Consider the following 2,062-nt stretch of genomic DNA (forward strand, 5'->3'; position numbering starts at 1 on the left):
CAGAGGTGAAACGCTGCTGCGGCAACGATAGTTTAGGGGTAGCCCTACGCAAAAATAGCTCGATGCCAGGTTTTTTAATTCATACAATACCAAAAGCCCCACGCTCCACAGCCTGGGGCTTTTTGTTTATTAAACTTGTTGGGTAATGTATTCCCTCTTCTCTCACTCTCCGAGTATTCTGAATAAAAGGATTAAAAGAAAAAACTCTGGAAGGTAAGCAGGGTAATGGATGTAGAATTACAAATCCTGAAACATTTGGCAAGAGATGCCCACCCAACAGTTGCCATCATAGATGAATATTGTACAGAGTATAAAGACCTGTTTAAGGAAGTAAGAAATTATGAGTGCTTCAAATATTTACATCTGGGAATAATGTCACCAATCAAAAGAAAATCGTTACCAGAGATAGGGAAAACTGTAAGTATAAACTCTGCACAGTCATTACATCATTTTTTAGCTAATTCAGATTGGTCAGTAGAGGAATTAAAACAACGAAGATTAAATAAACTCAAAAAAGCATTAGATGGCAATGCGATTACAGTAGTAATAGATGAAACAAGAGATAGGAAAAAAGGTAGAAAGACTGATTATGTAGCCAGGCAATATTTAGGGAGTGTTGGAAAAGTCGACAATGGAATAGTTTCAGTCGATGCTTATGGACTTTACTCTAATATAACTTTTCCTTTAAGTATAAAAATATTCAAACCAAAAGGGACGCTAAAAGAAGGAGATAAATATAAAACTAAAATAGAGTTAGCATCAGAAATTATTACAGAGCTAATAGAATCAGGCTTTACTATCAAATTAGTACTAGCGGATAGTTTATATGGTCAAAGTAGCGAATTTATTAGAAAACTAGCTGAATATAAATTAGATTATGTCGTAGCGATAATAAATAATCATGGAGTCTGGCTGCCAGCAGCACAAAGGGTTAGGGCGAATAAGTGGTGTAAATTTGAGAGAACATTTAGCAATCAGAAATCAGAAATTAGATACATTAGGGAAATAATTTATGGTAAAAAAAGAGCCATAACTTACTGGGAAATAACTACTGACCCAGAAACCATGCCAGAGAATTCAACTTCTTTCGTAATGACAAATCTTCAAGATAATCTCAAGAAAACTTTAGGAGATTTATATGGATTAAGAACCTGGGTAGAATATGGTTTTCGACAGTGTAAGCAGGAATTAGGTTGGACAGATTACCGGTTCACAAATTTTCAACATATTGAGAGATGGTGGGAAATGATTTTTTGTGTTTACACAATGATTAGTTTAAATTCTTCAGCCTTGTTAGGCTTAAATCTATCTCGTAAAATTCAACCTGAGTTACAAAAAAATAGTGATGCTGATTTTTCTAATCATCAACAATGGAATCATGAATCCGGATGGAAAAATACCTTAAATAATCTACGTCTCATTGCCCAACCACTATTACTATTCTGGTTGATTTATCCCTGGATACATATTTTCCCCAATTCTAATTTATTGCTGGGATTCAATCAATTAATTAGTGCAATGAATCAATTTAAACCCTATTATGCTTCTGGATAATTTCACTTAGTTACTACTTGCTCATTCCGGAGAGTGACAGAAGAGGGATATTTACCGAAAAATAGACTAGATAAAGAAAGGTTTTAACTTCTAAAACTAAATTTAGATATGGCGATCGCATCACAAGAAAGTGCCAAAATGGATCTTGTTGGCACCTAAACCTAATTATGTTTCAAAGAATTAGGCTTATTTTTTCAGCACAGAGCAAGCAGAAATCACCTATGCTTGAACATTTGTTAAACTTCACGATTATTAACTATGCCAGCCTCCTTATGTAGCTGACAGAAGTCTTACAATCTAATAGTCTGAGCATTTAAAGTTGTTATTTTTCACCAAACACATCTGCACAAAAAAGTAGACTTAGTTGCCTAACAATGTGTAATATCATGTCCGCTTGATTGCTTATTAAACCCGAAGAACCCCACCCCCGCCAAAGCTACGCTTTGTCTCCCCTCCCCGCAAGCGGGGAGGGGATTAAGGGGTGGGGTGCAATGACTGTGGTTAGCAT

Annotated in this window: 1 protein-coding gene; it reads left to right on the top strand. The window is 35.6% G+C overall.

Annotated elements, in window-relative coordinates:
* Window positions 1-225: 225 nt before the first annotated feature.
* On the top strand, window positions 226-1,554 hold the full coding sequence (locus CDG76_RS35635) for an IS701 family transposase (protein WP_094353524.1): 1,329 nt from the start codon (window positions 226-228) through the stop codon (window positions 1,552-1,554).
* Window positions 1,555-2,062: the final 508 nt, after the last annotated feature.

It is taken from the genome of Nostoc sp. 'Peltigera membranacea cyanobiont' 210A (assembly GCF_002246015.1).
In the GTDB taxonomy this organism is placed as follows: domain Bacteria; phylum Cyanobacteriota; class Cyanobacteriia; order Cyanobacteriales; family Nostocaceae; genus Nostoc.